General features: G+C 42.6%; 23 protein-coding genes, 2 tRNA genes and 1 other RNA gene. 20 read left to right on the top strand and 6 right to left on the bottom strand.

Features of this window, described 5'->3' with window-relative positions; genetic code table 11:
- The 5 genes from AACS98_RS03185 to AACS98_RS03205 form a co-directional block, all read left to right on the top strand.
- The coding region (locus AACS98_RS03185; protein WP_231866972.1) for a hypothetical protein at positions 1–186 on the top strand (186 nt) is incomplete at its 5' end.
- A 136-nt stretch (positions 187–322) separates the two neighbouring features.
- A complete protein-coding gene (pds, locus tag AACS98_RS03190) occupies positions 323–1,762 on the top strand; it encodes a 15-cis-phytoene desaturase (protein ID WP_066376258.1) in 1,440 nt (479 codons plus the stop codon).
- The gene (gene crtB / locus AACS98_RS03195) at positions 1,746–2,678 is read left to right on the top strand and encodes a 15-cis-phytoene synthase CrtB (protein ID WP_066376261.1); all 933 of its coding nucleotides are present in this window, start codon (positions 1,746–1,748) and stop codon (positions 2,676–2,678) included. Before pds ends, crtB begins: the two co-directional genes overlap by 17 nt.
- Before the next feature lie 133 nt (positions 2,679–2,811).
- A tRNA-Ser gene (locus AACS98_RS03200) sits at positions 2,812–2,903 on the top strand.
- Positions 2,904–3,092: 189 nt separating this feature from the next.
- Entirely contained in the window at positions 3,093–4,412 is a 1,320-nt protein-coding gene (locus AACS98_RS03205; RefSeq protein WP_066376262.1) for an ABC transporter substrate-binding protein, read from the top strand.
- 61 nt (positions 4,413–4,473) lie between these two features.
- Here the strand turns inward: AACS98_RS03205 and AACS98_RS03210 are convergent, their stop codons facing one another.
- Entirely contained in the window at positions 4,474–5,295 is an 822-nt protein-coding gene (locus AACS98_RS03210) for a hypothetical protein (protein ID WP_066376301.1), read from the bottom strand.
- Between the two features lie 259 nt (positions 5,296–5,554).
- Positions 5,555–6,493 carry a serine hydrolase gene (locus AACS98_RS03215; RefSeq protein ID WP_066376263.1) on the bottom strand — a complete coding sequence of 313 codons (939 nt, stop codon included), beginning with the start codon at positions 6,491–6,493 and terminating at the stop codon, positions 5,555–5,557.
- A 19-nt stretch (positions 6,494–6,512) separates the two neighbouring features.
- Here AACS98_RS03215 and AACS98_RS03220 point away from each other — a divergent pair, with 19 nt between their 5' ends.
- The 3 genes from AACS98_RS03220 (at position 6,513) to AACS98_RS03230 (ending at position 9,632) form a co-directional block, all read left to right on the top strand.
- On the top strand, positions 6,513–7,220 hold the full coding sequence (locus AACS98_RS03220) for a C40 family peptidase (RefSeq protein ID WP_066376265.1): 708 nt from the start codon (positions 6,513–6,515) through the stop codon (positions 7,218–7,220).
- Between the two features lie 66 nt (positions 7,221–7,286).
- A complete protein-coding gene (locus tag AACS98_RS03225; protein WP_066376268.1) occupies positions 7,287–8,297 on the top strand; it encodes a glycosyltransferase family 2 protein in 1,011 nt (336 codons plus the stop codon).
- 99 nt (positions 8,298–8,396) lie between these two features.
- Positions 8,397–9,632 carry an MFS transporter gene (locus AACS98_RS03230; RefSeq protein WP_066376270.1) on the top strand — a complete coding sequence of 412 codons (1,236 nt, stop codon included), beginning with the start codon at positions 8,397–8,399 and terminating at the stop codon, positions 9,630–9,632.
- 50 nt (positions 9,633–9,682) lie between these two features.
- Here the strand turns inward: AACS98_RS03230 and AACS98_RS03235 are convergent.
- Positions 9,683–9,756, bottom strand: a tRNA-Arg gene (locus AACS98_RS03235).
- Positions 9,757–9,792: 36 nt separating this feature from the next.
- On the opposite strand from AACS98_RS03235, the gene moaC reads away from it, so the two are divergent.
- From moaC to AACS98_RS03265, 6 genes are all read left to right on the top strand, one after another.
- A complete protein-coding gene (moaC, locus tag AACS98_RS03240) occupies positions 9,793–10,296 on the top strand; it encodes a cyclic pyranopterin monophosphate synthase MoaC (RefSeq protein WP_066376272.1) in 504 nt (167 codons plus the stop codon).
- Between the two features lie 457 nt (positions 10,297–10,753).
- Complete coding sequence (locus AACS98_RS03245) at positions 10,754–11,995, top strand: sigma-54-dependent Fis family transcriptional regulator (RefSeq protein WP_066376274.1); 1,242 nt, start codon at positions 10,754–10,756, stop codon at positions 11,993–11,995.
- Complete coding sequence (locus tag AACS98_RS03250) at positions 11,979–12,332, top strand: response regulator (RefSeq protein WP_339373681.1); 354 nt, start codon at positions 11,979–11,981, stop codon at positions 12,330–12,332. Before AACS98_RS03245 ends, AACS98_RS03250 begins: the two co-directional genes overlap by 17 nt.
- 151 nt (positions 12,333–12,483) lie before the next feature.
- Positions 12,484–12,741, top strand: a complete 258-nt coding sequence (locus tag AACS98_RS03255) for a hypothetical protein (protein ID WP_066376284.1) — start codon at positions 12,484–12,486, stop codon at positions 12,739–12,741.
- Between the two features lie 120 nt (positions 12,742–12,861).
- Positions 12,862–13,170 (top strand): DUF3181 family protein, encoded by a 309-nt coding sequence (locus AACS98_RS03260; protein WP_066376285.1) that lies wholly within the window; start codon positions 12,862–12,864, stop codon positions 13,168–13,170.
- 247 nt (positions 13,171–13,417) lie between these two features.
- Positions 13,418–13,636: a hypothetical protein gene (locus AACS98_RS03265; protein WP_015137880.1), complete on the top strand. Its 219-nt coding sequence runs from the start codon at positions 13,418–13,420 to the stop codon at positions 13,634–13,636.
- Between the two features lie 195 nt (positions 13,637–13,831).
- Here AACS98_RS03265 and AACS98_RS03270 read toward each other — a convergent pair whose 3' ends face one another.
- Both AACS98_RS03270 and cobW read right to left on the bottom strand, forming a co-directional pair.
- A complete protein-coding gene (locus AACS98_RS03270) occupies positions 13,832–14,284 on the bottom strand; it encodes an ABA4-like family protein (RefSeq protein ID WP_066376286.1) in 453 nt (150 codons plus the stop codon).
- A 23-nt stretch (positions 14,285–14,307) separates the two neighbouring features.
- Positions 14,308–15,348, bottom strand: coding sequence for a cobalamin biosynthesis protein CobW (cobW, locus tag AACS98_RS03275; protein WP_066376291.1), 1,041 nt, complete (start codon positions 15,346–15,348; stop codon positions 14,308–14,310).
- Between the two features lie 298 nt (positions 15,349–15,646).
- Between cobW and corA the strand changes: the two genes are divergently transcribed.
- The 5 genes from corA (at position 15,647) to AACS98_RS03300 (ending at position 20,209) form a co-directional block, all read left to right on the top strand.
- Positions 15,647–16,783, top strand: a complete 1,137-nt coding sequence (gene corA, locus AACS98_RS03280) for a magnesium/cobalt transporter CorA (RefSeq protein WP_066376303.1) — start codon at positions 15,647–15,649, stop codon at positions 16,781–16,783.
- A 60-nt stretch (positions 16,784–16,843) separates the two neighbouring features.
- Positions 16,844–17,545, top strand: coding sequence for a hypothetical protein (locus AACS98_RS03285; protein ID WP_066376293.1), 702 nt, complete (start codon positions 16,844–16,846; stop codon positions 17,543–17,545).
- Between the two features lie 47 nt (positions 17,546–17,592).
- An RNA gene (rnpB, locus tag AACS98_RS03290) (RNase P RNA component class A) lies at positions 17,593–18,037 on the top strand.
- Positions 18,038–18,328: 291 nt separating this feature from the next.
- Positions 18,329–19,075 carry a ribonuclease III gene (gene rnc, locus AACS98_RS03295; protein WP_066376295.1) on the top strand — a complete coding sequence of 249 codons (747 nt, stop codon included), beginning with the start codon at positions 18,329–18,331 and terminating at the stop codon, positions 19,073–19,075.
- A 99-nt stretch (positions 19,076–19,174) separates the two neighbouring features.
- Positions 19,175–20,209, top strand: coding sequence for a Gfo/Idh/MocA family protein (locus AACS98_RS03300; RefSeq protein ID WP_197480113.1), 1,035 nt, complete (start codon positions 19,175–19,177; stop codon positions 20,207–20,209).
- 61 nt (positions 20,210–20,270) lie between these two features.
- Here AACS98_RS03300 and AACS98_RS03305 read toward each other — a convergent pair whose 3' ends face one another.
- Positions 20,271–22,199: a serine/threonine protein kinase gene (locus AACS98_RS03305; protein WP_066376297.1), complete on the bottom strand. Its 1,929-nt coding sequence runs from the start codon at positions 22,197–22,199 to the stop codon at positions 20,271–20,273.
- A gap of 166 nt (positions 22,200–22,365) precedes the next feature.
- Here AACS98_RS03305 and AACS98_RS03310 point away from each other — a divergent pair, with 166 nt between their 5' ends.
- Positions 22,366–22,851 carry a hypothetical protein gene (locus tag AACS98_RS03310; protein WP_066376299.1) on the top strand — a complete coding sequence of 162 codons (486 nt, stop codon included), beginning with the start codon at positions 22,366–22,368 and terminating at the stop codon, positions 22,849–22,851.
- Positions 22,852–23,207 lie beyond the last annotated feature (356 nt).

Genomic DNA, 23,207 nt, shown 5'->3' on the forward strand with positions numbered 1-23,207 from the left:
GTCGCCGCCCAAAAATTCATCTCGTCGCCTCTTCGGGTAGGCGAGAGGCTTCTTTTTGATTCAGCTAAACTTTCAAGAGATGAGGCAGCAGGTGAGTGGAGGAAGTTGCGGAAGGCAGGGGAGATTTTTCCCCAAAATTCTTTAATTTTGCAAAAGAGAATTGTGCAGGAGAGAATTTTGAATTGATTTTTCCCCAGTTCCCAACCCGCAAACAGAAGTTTTTTACCAAAGCGATCGCACAATCACTGCCAAATGTAACAGTTTGCAACGTATAATGAGAACGACAAAACGATGAAGAAATATTGAAGAATAGTAGGTTTAAATGCGAGTAGCGATCGCGGGCGCTGGTCTAGCAGGACTTTCCTGCGCGAAATATCTCACGGACGCAGGTCACACTCCCATTGTCTTAGAGCGTCGGGACGTATTGGGTGGCCTAGTAGCGGCGTGGCAAGACTCTGACGGCGACTGGTATGAAACTGGGTTACACGCCTTTTTTGGGGCATACCCAAATATGCTCCAGTTGCTCAAAGAGTTGGGCATTGAGGACAGACTCCAGTGGAAAGAGCATACACTGATTTTTAATCAACCAGAGAAACCAGGAACATATTCACGATTTGATGTTCCAGATATTCCTGCTCCTTTCAACATCATTGCGTCGATTCTTCGCAATAACGATATGTTGACCTGGGAGCAGAAAATCCGCTTCGCCGTCGGCCTCTTTCCAGCAGTGGTCAGAGGTCAGAAGTATGTCGAAGAAATGGACAAGTACAGCTTCTTAGAGTGGTTAGAAAGGCAAGGTGTAGGTGAGCGCGTCACCAGTGACGTGTTTATCGCAGCTTGTAAAGCACTAACCTTTATCAATCCTGATGAAGTGTCATCAACCATTCTTTTAACTGCCTTAAATCGCTTTTTGCAAGAAAGGTATGGTTCAAAGATTGCCTTTTTGGATGGTTCGCCCACAGAAAGACTCTGCCAACCCATCGTAGATTACATCACAGAACGAGGTGGAGAAGTCAGGCTCAACGCCCCCCTCAAAGAAATTTTGCTGAACCCGGATGGTACAGTAAAAGGGTTCTTGCTGCGTGGGTTAAATGGAGAGCCAGATGAAGTGTTAACAGCAGACTGTTACGTGTCCGCTATGTCAGTAGACCCGTTAAAAGTCATGTTGCCCGAACCTTGGAAGCAAATGGAGTATTTCCAAAAGCTAGAAGGTTTAGAAGGTGTACCAGTTATTAACCTGCATCTATGGTTTGATCGGAAATTAACAGACATTGATCATCTGTTATTTTCGCGATCGCCCCTCCTCAGCGTTTATGCTGATATGAGTAATACCTGCCGTGGATATGCTGACCCCAATCGCTCCATGCTGGAATTAGTTCTCGCACCTGCCAAAGATTGGATTAGCAAATCTGACGAGGAAATCGTGGCAGCAACTATGACTGAATTGGAAAAACTCTTTCCTGATCACTTTGGCGGAGAAAATCCCGCCAAATTGCTGAAATCTCATGTCGTAAAAACGCCGCGTTCAGTTTACACAGCGACTCCTGGTCGTCAAAAGTATCGTCCTGATCAAAAAACTCCCATAACCAACTTCTTTCTGTCTGGGAGTTACACCATGCAACGCTATTTAGGCAGTATGGAAGGGGCTGTACTTTCTGGTAAGCTAACAGCGCAGGCCATCTGCGAATCTCTGCCAATGGCAAATGCCTCAAACCTGCAAACGCTAACCCGACCGCCTGCAACGAATGCTGCAACTGCCTGATTCCCCCCCGCGCATGAAAACGCTGGTCTCCGTAGATGAGTCCTATAAACTTTGTCGGCAACTCACCGCCAAGTATGCCAAAACTTTTTACTTGGGTACTTTGTTGATGAGTCCGGCAAAACGCCAAGCCATCTGGGCAATTTATGCTTGGTGTCGCCGTACAGATGAATTAGTAGACGGCCCCGCAGCTGCCATTACTACACCAGAAACCCTAGACCGATGGGAACAGCATCTGGAATCACTTTTTGCGGGTCGTCCCCAAGAAAACTATGACGTAGCTTTGGTAGATACACTCCAACGCTTTCCCCTAGACATTCAGCCCTTTCGGGATATGATCGCCGGGCAGCGTATGGACTTATACCGTAGTCGCTATGAAACCTTTGAGGAGTTATACCTCTACTGTTATCGTGTTGCTGGCACAGTTGGCTTGATGTCAACATCTGTCATGGAAATAGACACCAATGCCAACACAGCACCGTGGCAACAGCATAAACCACCATATATTCCCACAGAAGAAGCGATCGCCCTCGGCATTGCCAATCAACTCACAAACATTCTGCGAGATGTGGGAGAAGATGCCCGACGCGGACGCATCTACATTCCTTTAGAAGACTTGGCACGGTTTAACTACAGCGAACAAGACTTTTTTAACGGTGTCGTAGATGAACGTTGGCGGGCATTGATGCGCTTCCAAATTGACAGAGCGAGGCAATTCTACATCAAAGCCGAAAAGGGTATTACTTATCTTGCACCTGATGCTCGCTGGCCAGTGTGGGCAGCATCCATGCTGTACGGACAGATATTAGATGCAATTGAACGCAATGATTACAACGTTTTTGATCAACGTGCCTTTGTCCCCCAATGGCAAAAGTTACGCACCCTGCCCATAGCTTGGATGCGATCGCAAGTCCTATAAATGTTAGTCAATAGTCCAAAGTCAATAGTCCATAGGCACAAACTAATGACTACTGACTACTGACTACTGACTAAATCATCATTGCCTGTTGACACTGGAAAAAAGAACTGCTAACATAAGTATTTGTAACCGTGGAGAGGTGGCTGAGTGGTCGAAAGCGGCAGATTGCTAATCTGTTGATGGACTCGTAAGACCCATCCGAGGGTTCGAATCCCTCCCTCTCCGTTTTCCAGAACGGAGTTAAAACCAAAACTCTGTATTGTAAAAAAATATTAATGTAAATGTATTTTCCTCTACATCCAAAGGTAGATGTTATTATTTAACCTTTGGAGTCTTGATTAGATCGAGCTAGCCTAGAAATCTAGTTTCAATCTCACTTTCAAGCTCCCACATATCGGAGGAGTGAAAGTCACCATGCCCAGAATTAGTGCTGCCCTTGCCCTGAGTTTGACTACTATAGCAACTGGGTTTTTTATGGCAGCTTGTACCACAACCAACACTACTGATAATACAGCAAGCAATCCCACAGCCACCCCAGCCACCAACACCACAGCTAGTAGTGGCGCAGGATTAAAGATAGGCTCTCTACTGCCAACCACAGGTGATTTAGCATCCATCGGACAACAAATGGCTCCAGCTGTTCCCTTATTAGTGGAAACAGTCAACGCTTGCGGTGGAGTGAATGGTCAACCTGTTACCCTAGTGGCTGTAGACGACCAAACAGATCCCAGAGCCGGTGCAGCCGGGATGACTAAATTAGCAAATATCGATAAAGTTGCGGGTGTCGTTGGTTCGTTTGCTAGCAGCGTTTCTACGGCTGCTGTCTCCATTGCTGCCCAAAATAAAGTCATGCTGATTTCACCAGGTAGCACCAGTCCCGTATTTACCGAAAAAGCCCAAAAAGGTGATTTCAATGGATTTTGGGCGCGTACAGTTCCCCCTGATAGCTACCAAGGCCCAGCCCTAGCCGAACTTGCCCATAAAAAAGGTTATAAACGTGTTTCTACCGTAGTGATTAATAATGACTACGGAGTTGGTTTTGAAAAAGCATTTGTGCAAGCATTTGAGAAATTAGGCGGTACTGTAGTTAATAAAAATAATCCTGTACGCTACGACCCCAAAGCAACTACCTTTGAAACTGAAGCCACAGCTGCATTTGCAGGTAAACCAGATGCAGTCTTGGGTGTATTTTATGTAGAAACAGGTAGTCTACTATTAAAGTCAGCATATCAGCAAGGTCTGAGCCAAGGTGTACAGGTGATGCTGACAGACGGGATGAAATCAGACGAATTTCCGGCCCAAGTTGGTAAAACCACTGATGGTAAATATATTGTCTCTGGAGTCATTGGTACAGTACCCGGTTCTGATGGTAAAGCGTTAGAAACTTTTAGCAAACTGTGGCAATCTAAAAAAGGTGGTTCACCTGGAGAATTTGCGCCTCAAGCTTGGGATGCGGCGGCGTTGTTAGTATTAGCAGCACAAGCCGCTAAAGAAAACACAGGAGTTGGTATTGCTAATAAAATTCGGGAAGTATCGAATGCACCAGGTGTAGAAGTGACTGATGTCTGTGAGGGATTAAAGTTACTCAAAGAAGGACAAGATATTAACTACCAAGGTGCTAGCGGTAACGTCGATGTTGACGCTAACGGCGATGTTGTCGGTGTCTATGATGTGTGGACAGTTCAAGACGATGGCAAGCTGAAAGTCATTGACAAAGTTACGCCTAAGCAGTGAGAAAGGCGAATAAATAGACCACTTCGTAGAGACGTTTCATGCAACGTCTCTACAATGTCAATTAGAAGCCAGAGAAATTGTAACCAACGCCTAATAATAGACCGACATCGGTTTCATCAAAAAATCCAGCATTGATAGCTGCTGTAGCGGTGAATTGACGATTTAGGGGAACATCAACACCACCGGATACTAAAAAGGCGGCTTGGGAATCATCACCTGTTTTAATAGCTGCACCAACTCCTACATAGGGTGCGATCGCAAGCGGTTCATCAAAAGGATCTACCTGTCTAAACCTAAAATCATAAGTCACAGGAATCGCAATTGTAGTATTATCTCCCAATATTGCTGATGGTCTAACCGATAAAGCATTGCTTAACCCAATTTTGCTAATCACTGCAAAATTGCCATCACTTAAAGAAGAGTCACCACCGCCTACACCAATGTTACCTGCAACACCGATGTAGCTGCTGCCACCACGAGTAGTCCCACCTATATTAATATCTGCTTGTGCCACTCTGGTATTAGTTACTTGAGTTGCCGACTGTGTAGACTCTGGAGAAACAAGAGTATTTGATGAAGTGGCTACTGTTCCGGGGATGGGTACAACTGTACGACTAGCAATTTCTGGGGTAGTATAGCTAGGGAACTGCTGTAATGCAGTCGCATTTTCAGAGATAGAGTTGAGGGTTGTTTCACTGGCAAAAGAGAAGTTTTGGTTTTCAGCCTCTAGTTCAGCACTTGATGATTCTGTAGACATTGCATTGCTAGCAGCATCAACTGTAGGTACTGTTTGAGCATGAGCAGACAACCCACCACCCACAACAGCAACAGCCGCTAAACCGGACAACCAAGAGAAACCTTTACGAACCAAAATAGTATTCACATTCACTCCTAACAAACTGTCGCCCAACAAATAAATCAATTAACGTGGGTCTAATCCCACAAAATTTGTCTTTTTGAGGCAATATCCAAACTTTAACACCATAAAATCCCTTATTACATCCTTACATGGACGTAAAAAGTAGATATTAATTTAGGCTGATTTTGACGGATGAGGGATGAGGGAGCAGGGGAGGCAGGGGAGGCAGGGGAGAGAAACTAATGACTAATGACTAATGACTAATGACTAATGACTATTAACTTTAGAGACTGCTAACTGCTTGTGCGACTAATCCAGAAATAAATGGTAGAATTTCACGATTTTGAGCGTGGGCTTTGCCTTCAGTGAATACTACTAACAAATAAGGGCGTTGATTTGGTAGCTCGATATAGGCTGCATCATGACGAACTTGACTTGTCCAACCAGCCTTTGACCAAATTTGGGCATCTTGAGTCAGTCCACCACCTAAAAAGCCTGTGACTTGATCTTCTTCTACATTTTGGGGTAAATCATCGGGGTTGAGACTGCGTTGCAACATATTCATCATCTGTTGCGATCGCACACTGGAAACCGCTACACCTCCCACAATACTATGTAACAACCGAGCATTAGCATTAGTAGTCAGCATATTGCGATTTTCAAACATCTCACCATAAAACGCCCTCTCTCGTCCATAAGGGCCATCACCCCAAGTTTTTTGGCAGACATTAATAGTTTCCATCTCCTCCCACCCTAAAGACTGGTAATAGCGATTAATAAAATGACGCTGTTGCTTCCAAGTTTCAAAGGGGCCTGATGGTAACTCTGGGCCTGATGTTGTGCCTGTCAAAATATCTACGACTAAACTGGTAGCATCATTGCTAGAATCAACAATCATATCGCGTAAAGCACGCTCCAATTCCTGGGAGGTTTGGATCATGGCTTTTTCGATCCATTCGTGGGCTGCTACCAAATAAAATAGTTTAACTACACTTGCGGGGTAAATACGTTCTCCACCACGATAATCAAAACCACGCACCGGATGATGCCAAAACGCATCAGGCGTTAACGCACCACCAGTATTCACCGGAATTGGTGGATCATAAACAATCCAAGTCAACGCCACTTGGTTACGGGCTAAGTCGGGAAATGCTGACCAAGTAGCTTCTAAAATACCATTACCGAGATTTTCTAATTGTTCGTCTTGTTTAAAAAAAACCATTAGCTATTCACCTTCAAGAATGCTTTTTAATTCCAAATCCCAAATCCTCAATCTAGAATTGGCAGAATACCAATGTCTAGCTGATTTAAACTTATATGATTCTCCCGAATGTAACCGTCTGGCAACTCAGGCCGCAGTTGGGCGACATTTGCGGATAACATCAAATCAGCAAGGTACAGCAGTTGAGGTGTATTTATGTGAAGATGACTATCCAGGGTGGGTATGTTTTGATGATTTGAGTTTGTTACAACCTGCTACTGTACTTTATCAGGCTCAGTCAGTCTCGGAAGCAGAAATTAAACAACTGCTACCAGAAGCGATCGCTTTTACTCAAAAAGCTATGCAACAGTCTAATTATTACCTCTGGGGCGGCACTGTAGGGCCAAATTATGATTGTTCTGGTTTAATGCAAGCAGCTTTTGCTTCTGTGGGAATTTGGCTACCTAGAGATGCCTATCAACAAGAAGCTTTCACCCAACCCGTTGCTATTGCTGACTTAGTACCGGGGGATTTAGTGTTTTTTGGTACTCATTCCAAAGCGACTCATGTCGGTTTATACTTAGGAAATGGTCATTATATCCATAGTTCTGGGACAGAAATAGGACGCAATGGTATTGGTATTGATATCCTCTCGGAACAGGGGGATAAGGTAAGTCAGTCATACTACCAGCTATTGCGAGGGGTTGGGCGAGTGGCGAAAAGTTACATACCAATGAGGGATGGTTGACTAATGACTAATGACTAATGACTAATGACTAATAACTAATCAACAATATTGAGTTTTGAATTGCTTATGAGGAGTGGGTTAATTTCCGATAGGATATCAGGAGAAGATGGGGCGATCGCTGCTATTGTCCCAGATGTATCGGTAGTGGTGCCGGTGCGTGATGAAGTGGAAAGTTTGCCTTTGTTATTGGAGGCGATCGCATCTACTTTAACAGCTAGTCAGTTAAGCTATGAAATCATCTGTGTAGATGATGGTTCTACTGACGGTTCTGCTGCTTTGCTCAAAGAACAAGCACAAATTCGCCCTGATTTAAAAGCGGTAATTCTGCGGCGTAATTACGGTCAAACTGCGGCAATGGCGGCTGGTTTTAAGTATGCTGTTGGTAAAGCCATTGTAACATTAGATGCAGACCTACAAAACGACCCGGCTGATATCCCCCTGTTGTTAGCCAAGCTAGAGGAAGGTTATGACTTGGTGAGTGGTTGGCGGCAAAATCGTCAAGATGGGGCAATAAATCGGCTACTTCCTTCTAAAATCGCTAATTGGCTGATTCGTCGTACTACTAGCGTCTACATTCATGATTATGGCTGTTCCCTCAAAGCCTATCGTGCGGAACTGGTGGCAGATATGAATCTCTACGGCGAACTACACCGCTTTTTACCCGCACTGGCTTACATTGAAGGGGCGAGAATTACAGAAATCCCTGTACGCCATCATGCCCGTCGGTTTGGTCGCAGTAAATACGGTATATCTCGTACCTTCCGCGTACTGATGGATTTACTGACCATTTTGTTTATGAAGAAGTTCCTTACCCGCCCCATGCACGTATTTGGTTTATTGGGGTTGAGTTCTATAGTGGTGGGGACTGGTATAGGATTTTACTTAACATTCCTGAAATTGGTTTTAGGTCAGATGATTGGTAATCGCCCTCTGTTAATCTTGGGGGTACTGTTGCTAGTAACCGGAGTACAACTATTTTGCTTCGGTCTGTTGGCGGAGTTACTCATGCGTACCTACCACGAATCCCAAGGACGACCAATATACCGTGTTAGGGAAGTAGTGGCAAAAAAAAGTTAAGTAGCGTAACAATAATTAATAAAGAATCTGGGAGTCAGAATACTGAATTCTGACTCTTGCATTCTCAATAAATACACTTAGCATTAATTTGCATCTGCCTTGAAAGCTTTTCATACTTTTGACGCAAGTCTCCGACGTAACCTACTGATTTTATTTACAGCAGGTTTATTATTCTGGTCTAGTCTGTCTATGTTCTTGCCTACTCTACCCGTCTACATTCAGACAGTAGGGGCTAGCAAGCAAGAAATTGGCATAGTCATGGGTGGTTTTGCCATTGGATTATTGCTATTTCGCCCGATATTGGGACGGTTAGCCGATGAATATGGGCGCAAACTATTGTTATTGATTGGTACAACCGTAGGTGTTTTAGCACCTTTTGGCTATTTGGCATTTACATCAATTCCTATGCTGATGTTGGTGCGAGTCTTTCATGGTATTAGCCTTGCGGCTTTTACTACGGGCTACATTGCCTTAGTAGCAGATTTAGCACCTGTAGCTATACGTGGCGAAATTATCGGTTATATGAGTTTAACTACTCCCATTGGTTTGGCAATAGGGCCAGTTTTGGGGGGATATTTGGCAGCTACTACTGGCTACCCGACTCTATTTTTATTATCCGCAGGTTTGGCTTTTATTGGGGTGGTGTGTGCGGCACAAGTGATTAATCCACCCACACAGACAAGGGTGCAAACTGTGGGTAATGATCGTAAATTTTGGCAAATTTTGATCAGTCCACGGGTGAGAGTACCAGCTTTAGTCTTGTTAATGGTGGGTATCTCTGTTGGTGCTGTTCATGTGTTTGTGTCGCTGTTTATTCAATCAACACAGGTAAATTTTAATGCTGGATTGTTTTTTACGATCGCAGCTATGGCTAGTTTTATTTTCCGATTATTTGCTGGTAGGGCAAGCGATCGCTTTGGGCGTGGTTTGTTTATCACCTTTGGCATCGCTGCTTATACCTTAGCCTCCTTTTTCCTCTGGCAAGCTAATAGTACCTATGTGTTTATTTTGGCTGCTTTAGCTGAGGGCTGTGGTGGTGGTACAGTGATGTCAATGATTACCACAATGATGGCAGACCGTTCCTTACCGCATGAACGTGGACGGATTTTTGCGATTTGTATCGCTGGGTTTGACTTGGGAATTGCGATCGCTCCGCCCGTTTTAGGCTTTGTGGCTGAAACAGTAGGCTACAATCAGATGTTTGCCTATACCGCCATCTTAACTTTCATCGGGTTACTCATCTTTCTCACCTTCTCCAGCAAAAACCTATCCACCTCCCTGCGTTTTGCTGTCGGGCGTGCGGAAGATGCCTATTCAGTGAATAATATTAATTAAGCAAAACAAAAGGCAACAGGTAAATTACTGTTGCCTTTTGCTTAGTCTAACGGGCGAGGAGGGATTCGAACCCCCGACACCGTGGTCCGTAGCCACGTGCTCTAGTCCACTGAGCTACACGCCCTTACAAGAATTATATATTAACAAGTTTTTCAGGAAGATGCAAGACCTATTTCCCAAAAATTCTGCAAATCTCTCTCACCTCGACAGTCAGGGACAAGCACAGATGGTAGATGTGTCAGCTAAAGCCCCCACCGTTAGGGAAGCCGTAGCGGTTGGACAGGTGCGGATGCTACCAGAAACTTTAGCCGCTATTCAAGCTGGAAACACCCCTAAAGGCGATGTTTTAGCCACGGCGAGGATAGCTGGAATTATGGCAGCTAAACAGACATCTAATTTAATTCCTCTATGTCATCCTCTACCATTGCAAAAAGTCGCTGTTGAGATTACACCTGATCTCGAATTACCTGGTTATCAAATTCAGGCGACAGTCAAAACTAAAGCTGAAACTGGTGTAGAAATGGAAGCTTTAACTGCCGTTTCTGTGGCAGCTTTGACTTTATACGATATGGCTAAAGCTTTAGAAAAGTCGATACAAATCTCATCAATTCGATTGATTAGTAAGACTGGGGGAAAATCAGGAAATTATCTTAATTCTGATTGATTAATAGCGTTTTCTGTATAAGGTGGCATGCCATATAGCTCGTAGAGACGTTATATGTAACGTTTCTACAGTTCAGAATCAAGGACATTTAGGGAACACCAAACAATAAATTATCTGATATCTTGCACTATTCTCAATAAACGTAGGGTGGGCAATGGCCACAACGTAAAAATCTATCTTTTGAGCGAATTTTTACCATTGCCCACCATCCTGCAATCGCAATAACGCAAGTGGTGCAAGATGTAAGTTATCCACATCGACTGTTAGTAGGGTGCGTCAGTATGAATATTTTCTTGGTATAGCTAGGGTTTCTCGTACTGACGCACCCTAAACTTTGGATATTTTTTATCTGGAAGTCCCTTATGGCTACGCCACACCAGTTACATCAACCAACGACATCAGAAAACTTTAACATAACAATAGTAATGTGACTGACTACTAACCGAATATTAACGCCATGTCTCCTTTTAATATTGATGTGCTAGAAGCTGGGCGTGTGTATAAATCTACAGGCGCAATTCCTAGCAATATGCTGCGTCCAACAGTTTATCGTGCTTGGGAAAGATCACACCTGCAAGGGGCTAACCCTTGCGCTTTACAAGCTGAAACATTATCTAGCATAGAGACAGAGCGTTTAGTAGAGCAACATAGTTATTTAATTGATGCAGTTCGCCCCTATTTCCGCATTTTATCGCAAGCAGCAGGAAATGAGCGTCATGCAGTTATGTTAGGCGATCGCCAAGCGATTTTACTAGATGTCATCGGTGACGAGCAAACCATACACGGATCAGAACCTTTCCCTCAACCCGGTTCCCTGTTGTCAGAAGCTGTAGCTGGTGCTAATGGTATCGGTACATCCCTAGCAGAAGCAGATTATATCGAAATTGTCGCCGCCGAGCATTTTATTGAAGGGTTTCATCCTTTTACTTGTCAAGGAATTCCCCTCCGTAATGAAAAACAAGAAGTCATCGGCGTGTTGAGCATATCATCACTCCAACAAGATGCAGGAAAACGCTTAAAAGAGATATTACTCTGCGCGTCTCGTGCTATTGAAGCAGAATTTGTGATTGCTAACTTAGAAAGAGATATACACCTTGTGTTAACATCAAGTCCCGAAGATTATCAACGATTAGATGAACTGCGTCAGGATTTGATCCAAGCAAATCAAGCTGGTCGTTTAAAACTTGAAGTTAGCTCGCGGATGTTAGCCAAAAATAGCATAGAACACGCTAAAAAATTGCTGCAACAGGCTGAACAATCCATTAAAATATTTCGTCATCGCGCTAAAATTTGGCATAATTTAGCATCATCAGAGACGGGTACACCCGAACCTCTGTCACTCACTGATAGTATTCAGGATCTGGTAGATATATTATCGACAGAGGCAGCTATTCGGAAAATTGAAGTAATAACTGAATGGCAAGAACCAGTTACAGTAGTTGCTGAACCTAGAAGTTTTTTCCACCGCTTATTACGTTATTTTTTGCAAGCTTTTGAAATTGCAACTCAAGGGGGAACAGTCAAAATAGGCGTTTATAGTATGCTAAATTCTGATATAGCCCAAGTAAGTTTTACACCACTTCCGGGCTTAAATGCTGATAAATGCCCACCAAAACCACACATTGTTAATTTTACCAAAACAAGCATTAATAATGAACCAGTCAAACTTAAGAAAACGGAAAGTGCTGATAGCAGATGATGACGATGATAGCAGAATTATGCTGGCTTTTATACTAGAGGAAGAAGGTTGGCAGGTTCAGGAAGCCAGCAATGGCAAAGAAACTATAGAAAAGTTAATTGAGGTACAACCCGACTTATTAATTTTAGACAATAGAATGCCAGAATTCACAGGAGTGGAAGTTTATCAACACCTAAAATCACAAGGTTTTGATATGCCAATTGTATTCACAACAGCCTACGGTTCTTTACAGGAACTAGCTTGCAAATTGGATATTACTTATTTTGTCTCTAAACCATACGACATTCCCAAGTTAATGCAAACTATAGAGTCTGCTTATCAAGCATCCCTTCGTTGACACTGCTAGGTTTCATTGCCAAGGAGGTTGTCCGTGTCAACTGTTACAGGACGCAAATATATAGCTAACTGTTTACTGTGTTAGCGTTCTTGTTCAGCATTCACAAATACCTTAAAATTATCAGGTATGTTGAAATATGTAATAAAAATTTATGCCTCCTCGTTGGCCTCGTAAACCTGATCGTAATGATCCTGAATTCCGCAAATTAGACGATCGCATGAATTTTGCAGTTCATGTCGCTGTTGCAGCTACAATTAACTCTGGCTTGTGGTTTTTCCATAACCTGACAGCAGCTAATTGGCAATGGTTACCCTTAGTAACGGCTGGTTGGGTCGTAGTATTATTGGTGCATCTGATTTATATTAGTGCGATCGCTAACTACTCAGCCACACCGCCTAAATCTACCTGAAGATGTATCACTGAAGCTAGGGCAATTGTAACCTGTGGTTGTGATGCGTGCCTCATTAATTGCGCGATAATGTTAATTAGTCTGAGACTTTGCGCTCTTTTTTGATATAGGGTGATTTTTATGCCTAAGACTAACACTACAGAATTACTAGAAGCCCTAGCAGCCGAAATCGGCGAAAATGTTTATATAGACATTGCTAAATGGCATCTGTATTTATCTGATGCTAAACTACATACTGCCGTTGCTGAACAGCTATATCCCTTAATTACTTCTAAAACAGTCAATGAAGACCGAGTGATGGAAGTATTGGCATCTATACCCGTTAAAATTGGCGGTGGCAGACGAGAATTGCCTTTAATTGATTTACTACCACTGCAATGTCAAGTTAATTTGGTAGATATCTTAGAGAAATATCAACGCGAGATATAATTATAGGTGTAGGTAGGCAGTTATTGACATACAGCAAACATTTCTCCATAGGCTGAAAACATATAGACATGGAGATTTGTTTGCCTGAATTGAGCTAGTCGAATTTATAAAATTTAACAACAATTCAATAATTCTAGATACATACACACAATGTTTTGGATGTGTTGGGATGCGTAGGTTGGGTTAACTGCAATTACAACACCCTATCAACACTCAATTTTGATATTGATTTTTTGGAGGTAGTGATATGTTTTTACAAATTAAAAACAGTCAAGATTTAGTAAAAATTCTGGATATTCAAGAACTAATCGACCCCAATCTTGATATTGTTCATGCTCAAGACCAAGAAGGTCAAGAAGAACAAGATCCCGATGAATTTAAAAAAGAAAATCTTGTTTTTCCTTCTGGAGAAAGTCTACCACGTTGTTGGCTAGATGCGAACTATAGAATGGCCAAAGCTTCTTAATTATCGTTGTCAAAGCTTGAGGGGAAAGAGAGAGAATTGTCTCCCTCGTTTTTCCCCTAATCAAGACTTAGAAGCTGTTTGAAAAGTATTGTTATTCAAGCCAAATTCTCTCAAACATAACCCTCCTACCTACCCCCCTACCCTGGAAGGGAAGGAGGGTTTCAAAACCTCCCTCCTTACTTTCTCAACATCCTCTTAAGACTCAGCACTTAATTGAGTTTCAGGCTTGGAAGAAATTACTTTACTAATCCAAACTGTGAAAATGTGAGATAGCACACCTAAAGGGCCAGCAAATAAACATAGTATTAAAGAGTGAATTGTCCAAATACCAGTTTTTTGACCTTCCCAATATATAAACCTACCAACAAATAAATCCATTACTAAAAAATGAATCCAACCAGTCGCCGCAGCTTTTTCATCAGCAAAGAAGCGCGCAATATCAGCTAATTGAGGATTAGATAAAGCTTGGGCATTTTCTGGCGTGATGCTAGTAATAAATAAATATAAATATGCACCAGCTAAAGGCACAAAAAGCAGGTATGATTCCATAACTCGCCTTGTGACTTTCCAGTTGGGCAGAATAATCATTAATGCCCAAAAAGGTAAAACAAAAAGATTTGCAACATTGAATAATTGTGTGATGTCCATATTAAAAAATAAATGACAATAAATTACAAAGCTACCAATTGTGATTCTATCTCGGTTGAATTCAAATCACGACCGATGAAAACCAAGCGGGTTTGTCTAGTTTCTGTGGGTAGCCAAGGACGATCATAAAATTTCTCAAATCGATTTCCTACCCCTTGCATTACTAACCGCATGGCTTTATTTGGTACTGCTACAAAACCTTTAATGCGATAAATTTCTTGTTGATTTACTAATGCTTCAAGCTGCTTTTGCAGTTTTTCTGGCTCAAAGGCACGGTCTAAAATTAAATGAGTTGAATTGATTTCGTCATCGTGGTCGTGGTCTTCTTCTGTGTCATGATGACTAGGACGACTATCTAAATTATCTTCAACGGCAGCTTGCCATCCTAATAGTATAGATGGGTCGAGTTGACCGCGATCGCTCTCCACTATTTTCACAACTCGTGGTAACTCTTGCTTGACTAATTGCTCGACTTGTGATTTCTTGTCTGCATCGACTAAATCAGTTTTGCTTAATACTACCAAATCTGCACAGGCTAATTGGTCTTCAAACAATTCTTGCAAAGGTGTTTCATGTTCTAGACTATCATCAGCTTGTCGTTGGACGGCGATCGCTTCTAAATCACTGGCAAACGTCCCGGCGGCGACAGCTGCACAATCTACCACCGTTACCACTGCATCCACTGTAGCGGCGTTGCGGATTTCTTGCCAGCGAAATGCTTTCACCAGGGGTTTAGGTAACGCTAACCCAGAGGTTTCAATCACAATGCAGTCAATACTATCTCGCCGTTTGATTAACTCCTGCATTGTTGGGTAAAACTCTTCCTGCACAGTGCAGCACAGACAGCCATTAGTTAATTCAAAAATATTCTTTCCATTTTCTTCATCTTCTGGGCAAATTTGACAGGATTTCAACAACTCGCCATCTATACCAAGTTCGCCAAATTCGTTGACTAACACCGCAATGCGGCGGCCTTGGTTATTTTGCAGTAGGTGGCGAATTAGGCTAGTTTTTCCACTACCTAAAAAGCCTGTGATGACGGTGACGGGAATTTTTGTGGCCATTCGTGGAAGTTAGGACTGGGTGTTGATATTCTGCACTTTGACGAAATTTTTTATCGTCTAGTGTTTAGACACATTTTTTAATATATCTGACTTATTGTTCTTATGGTCGGTAGGAGAGGTGTTTGCAGGTGGGATTTTTAAACGCAGAGGGGCGCGGAGGGAAACGCAGAGGAGCGCGGAGGGTTTTGGTGTATTTTTTGTTTTTTAGTTAGTCGGTTGTTATTTTCCTGTTTCCTGTTGAAAATGAAGAGGGTTCATGGTTGGACTAAGTGTTATTGGGGAACAGTACATGGTTAGAATGCTGAAAAAACTGCGTCGCCAAGAGTCTACTAAATTACATCGGGATGAGTTCTATCACCACCCTGGAACTGTACCGGGAACTATCATTATTGATATAGATGCGCCACCACCAACGATTTTATTGATTGACTACAACCAAACTAATTTTATTCGTCAACAGGTAGCTACGCCAGAAGATTGTATTTCTTATCTTGATACGGAGTCGGTGTCTTGGGTTGATGTTCAGGGTTTAGGTAATCAGGATATTTTAGAACGGGTGGGGCGGTTGTTTGATTTATCTCCTCTGGTGTTGGAGGATGTTGTCAATGTCTCGGAGCGTCCTAAATTTGAGGATTATGATAACCAATTGCTATTTATTGCGCGGATGGTTGTACCTAAACCCAGAACCTATGGTTTTTATAATGAACAAGTCAGTTTAATTTTAGGAAAACACTACTTGCTAACTGTGCAAGAAGAACCAGAACATGATTGTTTTGAGGGGGTGAGGGTAAGAATTGAAAAACGGCGAGGAAGTATTCGCCGAAAGGGGGCTGATTATTTAGCTTATGCTCTTTTAGATGCGATTATTGACGGTTTCTTCCCGGTTTTGGAAGTTTACGGTGAACAACTGGAGGAATTAGAGGAAGAGGTAATTGTCAACCCGACGCGCCAAACTCTACAGAAAATTTATCAACTGCGGCGAGAATTACTGCAACTACGTCGCGCTATCTGGCCGCAACGGGATGCGATTAATTCTTTAATACGCGATCGCAGTGAATTAATTAGTGAAGATGTACAAATCTATCTCCGAGACTGTTATGACCATGCTGTGCAAGTGATGGACATGGTGGAAACTTACCGCGAGTTAGCATCTGGGTTGATGGATGTCTACCTCTCCGCCGTCAGTAACAAAATGAATGAAGTGATGAAGCTACTGACGGTAGTTTCGTCCATCTTTATTCCCCTCACTTTTATTGCAGGTATCTATGGCATGAATTTCAACCCGGAAAAATCGCCCTATAATATGCCTGAACTCAATTGGTATTGGGGTTATCCGTTTTCTCTGGCAGTAATGGCGTTAATTGCTTTTGGTTTACTATTTTTATTTTGGCGACGGGGTTGGTTAGAAAATTCTACGACAATTAAACGTGATTAAATATTAAGTTGGGATGAGTCGTATAGAGCAACTTTTTATCGGGAGTCTGGACGCTAAGTTATGACTAGAAGTGGCGACCAAAATTTAATTGTATTGACAGTTTATATTATCGGTGTTTCTTACGTGTTTAATCGCATGGTTGAATCCATCGATGACCGGATTAAATATGAGTTAAAAAAGGCAGTTGTCGATGAACAACTCAAAGAGCAAAATTTGTCAGATAAGATTTCTATTTCTTTTAAACTCAGTGCTTCCAGCCCATTAGACGACCTCAAAGAACTCTCAATGAGTATTGAGAATAAATCTGAGAATCTGGCCATCTATGTAGACTGGGATAATAGCTCTTTAATCCTCAACAACAAATCATGTCGCGTCATCAGAAAATCACCAGACTTAACCCGCGACTTAGCTATCCCCCAAAGTCCTAGCTTGATTGTTCCTAAGAAGACACTCACAGAAACAATCACCGCCGAAGATTTATTTCAACGCGATAAAGAAACTGGTGTTTACACAGTGCAGAAACCGTTAATTAGTATCGGTGGGTTGAAAAATGGCGGCGCAGGCCAGAAAAAGTTGTATAACGACTTTATGAACAGAGGTAAAGAATTAGAATTTTCACTACAACTGGTACTCAGGTTATCAGAAATCCGCGCCGGTCTCGCCCCTGGTGCAGAATATCCTCCCATCTGCATTATCAACTTTCCCTTCACCGTCAGAAAATTACCGTGGACTTATGCCTTACCTTGGAATAAAAAGAAATAATCAAAACACACAGATGATATCATCGGGGATTACACTGGAATTAGGGAGAGAGTAGGCGTAGGCGGTTGCAGATCAGTCAACACTGGTTTGAGGAAAGTCCGGACTCCCTAAAGACCAGACTTGCTGGATAACGTCCAGTGCGAGCGATCGTGAGGATAGTGCCACAGAAAAATACCGCCAGGATTGGGGACTAGGGACTGGGGACTGGGGACTGGGTAAGAAATTTCCTAATCCCCCATCCCCGATCCCCAATCCCTAACCCTGGTAAGGGTGCAAAGGTGCGGTAAGAGCGCACCAGCAACGTCGAGAGGCGTTGGCTCGGTAAACCCCGGTCGGGAGCAAGGCCGCAGGAACTACGGTTGGTCTTTTACCAGTTCCGCTAAACAAGAGCCGCTAGAGGCGTTTGGTAACAAACGTCCCAGATAGATAACCGCCCTCATGTAGAGCAATCTACATCGAGAACAGAACCCGGCTTACTACCAACTCTCTCCTCTTTTAGTCATTAGTCATTAGCCATTAGTCCATAGTCCATAGTCCATAGCAACGACTATACACTGTTGATTCATGACTAATCACATCTTGCCCTAAGCCCGAATGACTGAAAGTCGCAGTTATCAAAGAAGTATGCCTACACGGACTCATGAAAAACTAAGATTTCGCCCTCCATCTGCTAGGTTTTACTCCTGTTACTGCGAATTTAAGTGTTACGTGCTTCATGATGTGAATATAAACCAATGACTAATGACTAATAACTAATGACTAACGACTAATGACTAATAACTAATGAGCCTTGTTTATCCCCGTCGTCAGCGTCAGCTTGAAAGTTTAATCAGAAAGTTAGGTCTACCGACTACTGCGCCAATTAAGTGGCCATTGCTAGACTTAGCTTTGACTCATCCTACAGTTTCCGATTCAGCCAATTATGAACAATTAGAGTTTGTTGGTGATGCAGTGGTACGATTAGCTGCTGCTGTGGTGTTGTGGGAAACTTATCCCGATTGTCAAGTGGGGGATTTTGCGGCTATTCGCTCGGTGTTGGTGAGCGATCGCATCCTCGCCCAATTAGCTAGAGAATATGGTTTAGAGTTACATCTATTAGTCGCTGGTAGTGCCACCAGTGATAAAGTTGGTCAAGAATCACGTCTAGCTGATGCTTTTGAAGCGGTTTTAGGTGCGCTTTACCTTAGCACTGGAAATTTAGAACTCATCCGTCCTTGGTTAGACCCCCATTTTCGCCAGCTAGCCGCAGAAATTCGCCTTGACCCCGCTAGACTAAACTACAAAGCTGCTTTACAAGAATGGACACAAGCCCAGTTTAAAATTTTACCAGAATATCGAGTTGTAGAAATCAATCAAGCAAACCGCACTCAAGAGCGTTTCATGGCTGAAGTTTGGCTACACGAGAAAAAACTAGGCGAAGGTAAAGGACGCTCGATCAAAGCTGCCGAACAAGCCGCCGCTAAAGTAGCATTTTTAGCAGTAAATCCCCAGGAAGATACTGTTGAGGAAGCAAGAGAGGCTAAGGGATAAAGGAGACAGGGGAGTAGAGGTGTAGGGGTGTAAGGGTGTAGGGAAGGCAGGGGGAGAAAAACTAATGACTAATAACTAATGACTAATGACTAATAACTAATGATTAACATTGCAATTATTGGGGTTGGGCGTTGGGGAGTGCATCTACTAAGAAATTTTTTAGCAATACCTCAAGTCACTGTCGTGGTGGTAGTAGATCCGCACGCAGAAAGGTTGGCAGTAGTCAAACAGCAATTTAACTTAGATGAAAATGTCTTATTAACAACACAGTGGAGTGATATACGACACATATCAGGATTGACAGCAGTGGCGATCGCCACCCCCGCTACTACCCACTATACTTTAGTGAAAGACGCTCTAAATTGGGGCTATCACGTTTTAGCAGAAAAACCTTTAACTCTCAACCCAGTAGAATGTCAAGAACTTTGCCAATTGGCACAATTGAAACAATTGATACTGATGGTTGACCACACCTATTTATTTCATCCAGCCGTTGAGAAAGGACAGGCTGTAGTACAAGCAGGTAAATTAGGTGAATTGCGTTATGGCTATGCAGCACGTACCCATTTAGGCCCAGTTCGCCAAGATGTTGATGCACTCTGGGATTTAGCCATTCATGACATCGCTATCTTTAACCACTGGTTAGGTCAAGTCCCCATCAGCGTACAAGCAACGGGTAGGGTGTGGCTACAAACTGAAGGAAGTGGAGAAACCAACAATTCTCTCTCAAATTTAGCTGATTTAGTTTGGGTAACACTCACATACCCTGATGGTTTTCAAGCATATATTCATCTGTGCTGGTTGAATCCTGATAAACAGCGCAGACTAGCAGTAGTAGGTAGTCTTGGGACTTTAATTTTTGATGAGATGTCATCTTCATCACCCTTGACGCTATTACATGGAGAATTTGAACGTCAGGGAAATCTGTTTTTACCCATAAATCAAAGTCAAGAGATACTGGAATTAGAAACCGGAGAACCTTTAAAACGAGTTTGTCAAAGCTTTCTAACTTGTATCCTCCAGAATACACCTTCAAACATCTCATCTAGCCGGGTGGGTACGGAGTTAGTCAAAATTCTCTCTGCACTCACCGCATCATTAAATCAGGGCGGTAAATCTGTTTCTTTAAATTAAATACTTAGTTAAATAAAAAACTCGTAGGGTGCGTTAGGCGCAAGCCGTAACGCATCGCTAATTAATAACCATTTTGCGGCAATTCAGGGGACTTAATAATTGCTGAATTATTAAATACTTGCTCATTCTTAAGTGTTTCCTCTGAGGAATTCTCTTGATTCACTCGATTATTGTTTTGAGGAAGTGCTTGTTTTTTGACATTCTCGGCGGCTTGTTGCAACAACGGTTCTAATTTATCTCGCCAGTATTGAATATTCGGTAACTTTTCCGGCTGGTTTTTGTAGTCTAAAACTTTATCCCATTGACCATCGTCTATCGCCTGGTTGATATCTTTAAATAATGCGTCTGCTTTCTCCCAATCTTGCTGCCATTGGTTAATCATTGCTGCTGTTTCTCGAATACCAGCCGAGGCATTGGCAGGAATCGATCTGAGTGTAGTGATCGCCCCTATTAAATCACCGGAATCATACTTTTGTCTGGCTTTGGCGACCATCTCGGTGTTACTTTCCTCAGACTGCGCTGGCGTGGAACTTGGAGAAACTTTTGGTACTGATGAGGGGGTAATAGTCACCTGGTCAAATTTGCGCTGGGGTTGGGGAACAGGTCTAGCAGCAATCAATGTACTATCATCTACGGTCTTCATCGCAATGCCTTTATCACGCAAGCAAGAAGACCATTCCTGATTGTTAACAATTACATCTGAGTGCGCCCAAGCTAAACGACTAAAATTGAGTTTGATTTCCACCCAACCGCGTTTTGTGCGTGTACCAGTCACCTCAAATTTACTATTCTCACCAATAGTTTTTAAGACATTATCAGAATTAATAGCACTAGGTTCAGAACGGATATTAGAATTACCCGCCACCACGGCTAGGCATTTATTAGCAGCAGTCAAATCATTACCTAAGAAATTACCAGCAAAGTTTTTCACCTGGGGGTAAAAATTTCCTACCAAAGCAGCCGCACTACCCGCCAATAACACCCCAATTAAAAAAGGCCAGGGGTCAGATTTTTCCGAATCTTGGCGAGAAGGTTTAACTTTAGCGGGGTTGGCTGGTGCAACTGCTACAGTTTGCTGTCGAGATAACTGAGAAGCTGGTGTGGTTGCTTGATAGCGGTGACTATTCAGAGATTTTTTTTCTGTAGAAGACACAGATACAGCTACAGGATTAACCACATTTTGACAAGCTTGCAACGCTTCCGTTGCTGTTTGATAACGGTCTTTGAAGTGATAACGCACCATCTTAGTTAACACTTCTGCTAGGCGATAGTTAACGTCTACCAAATGCTGCCACAGGATTTCACCTGTATTTGGGTCTTCTTGTAGTTCGGCTGCTGGTAGTCCTGTTAAAGCTTGGATGACAATAATACCCAAAGAATAAATATCACTATTGGGGCGGGGTTTACCCTGTCCTTGTTCTGTGGGCATATAGCCAGGAGTACCAATAGCAACAGTAGCAGTGGGTTGTCCGCCAACAGTTACCAGTGGTGAACGCAATTGCTTAACTGCACCAAAGTCTACTAAAACTAATTTCTTATCTGAAGCGCGTCTAATGATATTATCTGGCTTAATATCGCGGTGAATCACCCCTTGCTGGTGAACAAACTCTAATACAGTCAAAACTTCCTGCAATAGTTGAATAACTTGGCTTTCACTCCAACGCTTACCAGGAATAAGTTCTTCTGTTAGGGTGTGTCCTTCAATATATTCTTGAACTAAATAAAATTCTTGATTTTCATCAAAATAAGCCAATAGTCTGGGTATCTGGTCATGATTACCCAGCTTTTCCAAAGTTTCCGCTTCACTGTTAAACAGACGTTTGGCAGTTTCAAAAACTCTTTGGTCAGAACTAGCGGGCTTAAGGTGCTTGACAACGCAGTAAGGGTTACCTGGTCGGCGGGTATCTTGGGCTATGTAGGTTTGACCAAATCCTCCTGTAGCGAGGACTCTCAGGACTTGGTAACGATGATCTAGTAACTTGCCTATCATAATTCCCTCCCCACAGTTATCACCTAGATTTTCCCGATAGTAATAAATATCTCCACCTTTTTGGCAGTGAAATCCGCTATCTTGATAAAAGATTTGAACTTAATACGCAATTATTTTAATAAACACAGACTGTAAATTTTTCTTTTAGTGCCTTTGTGAATTACCAATGCCACCAAGAATAACAGACCAAGTTACATGGCAGCAGGCTGAACTTCTCATGCAGCCTACTTTCATTCGCGTTGTTGATAATATTCGCAAGCAGTTAGATGAATCAGCTTGGAAAGGAATCTATAAAGATGTGCTGATTTGGCCTGCTAACACCACTGATGAGACAAAAGCTTTGGTTACTCAGTTATTGCAAGAAATGGAAACTGCAACTTCAGAACAGGCAGATACAATCAGAGAAACCCTTGCTAGGTTGCCAATGCCTCATCCAGGATATCACTTATGTTTGCAACGTCAAGACCAAGAAATCAGTATTGATTTGTGGGAACTATGTTATCAAGTATGTTTTATTAATTACAGCCCAGAAAGAGAAAATGTTGATATTGATACAACCTTAATTGATGACTTTGGTGAAGTTGACTGGCAGCACTTGGAAGTCAAGACCAAAGAGTTAGTTAGAAAAGTCTTTGCAAATCTACCTGAGTAAGAATTTCTTGAGAAGAAAATTCTGGAACTGGAAAAAACATAAAACCCACTTAAATCAGTTAAACCGTGATTGGGCGATCACTCGTTACAAACCCCGGTAACGTCGGCTAAGTTCAGCATGACCAACATAACCAAGCTCCCTGCAACCAAGACCTAAGTCAAAAACCGAGCAACTAAATTGAAGCTAGTTAAATGAATGCGACAAGGGAAAGTTGAAGTGCTGTCATCCTTATATACTCTGCTTGGTAAACTGTTGCCTGCCCTTTGAACTGGTCAAAGCAAAAAAAATTTTCCTTTACCCCTTGACGAAGCCAAAAATCCTCGCTATTCTAGATAAGTGTCGAGGCGAGAGAGCCG

This window comes from Anabaena sp. CA = ATCC 33047, from assembly GCF_963870205.1.
Lineage (GTDB): Bacteria > Cyanobacteriota > Cyanobacteriia > Cyanobacteriales > Nostocaceae > Trichormus.